The sequence below is a fragment of the Motilibacter deserti genome, assembly GCF_011250635.1.
GTDB lineage: Bacteria > Actinomycetota > Actinomycetes > Motilibacterales > Motilibacteraceae > Motilibacter_A > Motilibacter_A deserti.
In genome coordinates, this window is the sequence record NZ_JAANNP010000155.1 from 1 (window position 1) to 3331 (window position 3331).

Sequence of the window (3331 nt, forward strand, 5' to 3'; positions counted from 1 at the left end):
CCCGATCGCGGCTCAGGCGGTCGTCGCCGGGACCAACTTCGTCACCCTCGCCCCGGGTGGGGACTCCCTCTCCGGCGTCTCGCCGCGCCTGATCGAGCCCAGCCTCACCATTGCCGGCACCCCGGTCCCCACCGAGAGCCTGACCGTCGCGTACACCGCTGACCAGAGCGTGGACTCCTTCACGGTCACCGGGCCCACGACCCTGCCCGGGTTCGCCGACCCCCTCGGCGTCGAGTTCGGCGGCGCCACCCCGAGCGGCGCGACGACCCGCGGCATCACGATCCGCGACGGCGGGCTGCAGGACGCCGGCTTCGCCGTCACCACACCGCTGCGGCTGACCGGCCTGCAGCTCGACACGTACTACGTGACCGGCGACTGGGTGCCCGCCTCCGGCAGCGTCCCGGGCTACCTGCGCTTCGCGGGCCGCAGCCTGGTGCAGCCCACGCTGCCGGGGAGCCCCCGCACCCCGCTCCAGCTCGACCTGACGCCCGGCATCGAGTACCGCGACGGCGGCGTGCAGCGTGCCGGCTACACCATGATCCAGCGCAGCTGGACGGCCGAGCTCGGGGCGTCGCTGACGGTCCCGGGAGCCGACCTCTGGCTCGGTGGCGAGCTCGTCGCGATGGGCGGGACGACGCAGCCCGGCGACGTCTTCGCGATCGTGCAGACGCCCGGCGGCCGCATCCGCGGCGAGTTCGCCAACGCCCGCAACGGCTCCATCGTGACGGCGACCAACGGCCGCACCTACCAGGTCACCTACTCCCTCGACGCGGTCATGCTCCTGGACTCGCCGCAACTCACGTCGCCGGCCGCCCCGACCGGCGTCACCGCGACCCCCGGCGACGGCACCGCGACCGTGACGTGGACCGCGCCCGCGTCCGACGGCGGCAGCCAGATCACCGGCTACGTCATCACCCCGCGCGACCCCGACGGCAACGCCCTCCCGGCCGTGGAGGCCGCGGCCGACGCCACCAGCGCGCCGGTCGGCTCGCTGCTCAACGGCACGCCGTACACCTTCACGGTCGTCGCGAAGAACGCCCAGGGCACCGGCATCGCGTCCGCCCCCTCGGCCCTGGTCACCCCGCGGACCGTCCCGGGCGTGCCGACGAACGTCTACACCCAGCGCGGCGACCGCACGGTCGCCGTCCACTGGTGGGTCCCGGGCACGGGCGGCGGCACGATCAGCAAGTTCCTCGTGCGCGCCTACGACGCCGACGGCCGACTGGCCAAGACCGAGGAGGTCCTCGGCTTCACCGACCACGGTGAGGTCACCGGCCTGACGCAGGGGAAGGCGTACACCTTCACGGTCAGCGCGGTGAACGAGGCGGGCGCGGGCCCGGCCTCGCCCGCCACCGACCCGGTGACGATCGCGGGCTACCCGGAGAAGCCGTACGACGTCACCGCCGTAGCCGGCGACCGGAAGGCCCGGGTGACCTGGACGTACCCGGTCGACAACGACGCGGCGATCACGCGCTGGGTCGTCGCGACGTACGACGAGGTCGGCAACCTGGTCAAGATCACCGATGTCGGCGGGGCGGCCCCGAGCGGCACCGTCACCGGCCTTGTGAACGGCGAGCGCTACCGGTTCGGCGTGTGGGCGGTGAACCCCATCGGCAGCAGCGACCGGTCCGAGCTGACCACGCTGGCGACGCCGGTGCCGCCGACGGCCCCCGGGACCCCCGGCGACGTGCGCTCCACGCCCGGCGACGGGGAGCTGACCGTCTCCTGGTCGGCGCCCGCCGACGACTTCGCCGCCGCGCCGGTCACGGGCTACGTGCTCGACGTCTACACGAACAGCGAGCTCGTGCGCACCGTCACCGTCGACGACCCGGCCGCCCTGTCCAAGACCGTGACCGGGCTGCGGAACGGCACGCCCTACGTGGTCAAGGTCCGGGCCACGAGCACGGCCGGTGACGGCCTCGGCGTGCTCGCGGCGCCGGCCACCCCGCGCGTGACGCACGTCGCCCCGGGAGCGCCGACCGACGTCACCGCGGTGGCCGGCAACGGCGAGGCGACCGTCTCGTGGAAGGCCCCGGCCGCCACCGGTGGCGCCCCGCTCACCGGCTACACCGTCGTCGCCACCCCCGGCGGCCTCGCGACGCTGGTCGGGCCGGACGCCACGTCCGTGGTCGTCAAGGGCCTGGCCAACGGCACGCGCTACTCCTTCACCGTGACGGCGTCGACCGCCCACGGCACGAGCGCGGCCTCGGCGCCGACCGCGGAGGCCATCCCGCAGGCTCCGGCCGCCATCCCGGCTCCGACCGCCCCGGCCCCCGCTCCGACCGCCCCGGCCCCGGCTCCGACCGCTGCAGCCCCCGCTCCCACGGCCCCGGCCCCCGCTCCGGCTCCCGCTCCGACGGCGCCGAAGCCCGTCCCGGCCGTCCAGGTGCCGCCGGCGACGGCGGCGGCGACCGCGAAGAAGGGCGCCGTCCAGGTCGGCTGCGTCGCCGGCGAGGGCACGGTCCGGTCGTGCGACATCACCCTGGTCACCACGGTCAAGGGCAAGCAGGTCGTGATCGGCCGCGGCAAGCGCACGTTCGGCTCGGCCGACGCGCGCGGCAAGGTCACCGTCGCGGTGACGCTGACCGCGCAGGGCAAGCAGCTGGCCGCGCGACCGGGTGGACTGCAGGCCCAGGTCGTGGCGGCGGTCACGACCAGCCAGGACAGCCGGACGACCGTCCTCAAGGCCGTCACGACCGTCGTCCCGCCGCGCGTGCTCGTCGCCGACGGTGACCTGGCCTTCGCGTACGGGTCGGCGGAGCTCACCCCCGCGGGCAAGAAGCTCATCGCGTCGCTGCGCCGCGAGCTCGGCCCGGTGAAGTCGGTCCGCTGCGAGGGGCACACCGACAGCGCCGGCTCGGCCGCCCTCAACACGCGGCTCGGCCTGGCCCGCGCCAAGGCGGTCTGCGCAGAGCTGAAGCTGGGTTCGGACGTCAAGGCGTCGGCCGTGTCGTACGGCGAGTCCCGCCCCAAGGTGAGCAACGCGACCTCCCCGGGGCGCGCCGCGAACCGGCGCGTGGAGATCTGGCTCGGCTACTGACCGCTGCTCCCGGCGGAGGCCGCTCACCGCGAAGGTGGGCGGCCTTCGCCGTTCCGGGGCGGCTACGGCGCCAGTCGGTAGCCCATCCCGCGCACGGTCTCGATCGTGCCGGCGCCGAGCTTGCGCCGCAGATAGCTCACGTAGACGTCGACGACGTTCGTGCCCGGCTCGTGGTCGAGGCCCCACACCCGGTTGAGCAGCTGCTCGCGGGACAGCACGCGCCCGGCATTGCGCAGGAACACCTCCGCCAGCGCGAACTCGCGGGCGGTCAGCTCCAGGCTGCGCCCGTCG

General features: G+C 75.0%; 2 protein-coding genes. One reads left to right on the forward strand and one right to left on the reverse strand.

Features of this window, described 5'->3' with window-relative positions:
• On the forward strand, positions 1 to 3040 hold a 3040-nt coding region (locus G9H71_RS21635; RefSeq protein ID WP_166284839.1), incomplete at its 5' end, for a fibronectin type III domain-containing protein.
• 62 nt (positions 3041 to 3102) lie between these two features.
• On the opposite strand, the gene G9H71_RS21640 is transcribed toward G9H71_RS21635, so the two are convergent.
• The coding region (locus G9H71_RS21640) for a winged helix-turn-helix domain-containing protein (RefSeq protein ID WP_166284840.1) at positions 3103 to 3331 on the reverse strand (229 nt) is incomplete at its 5' end.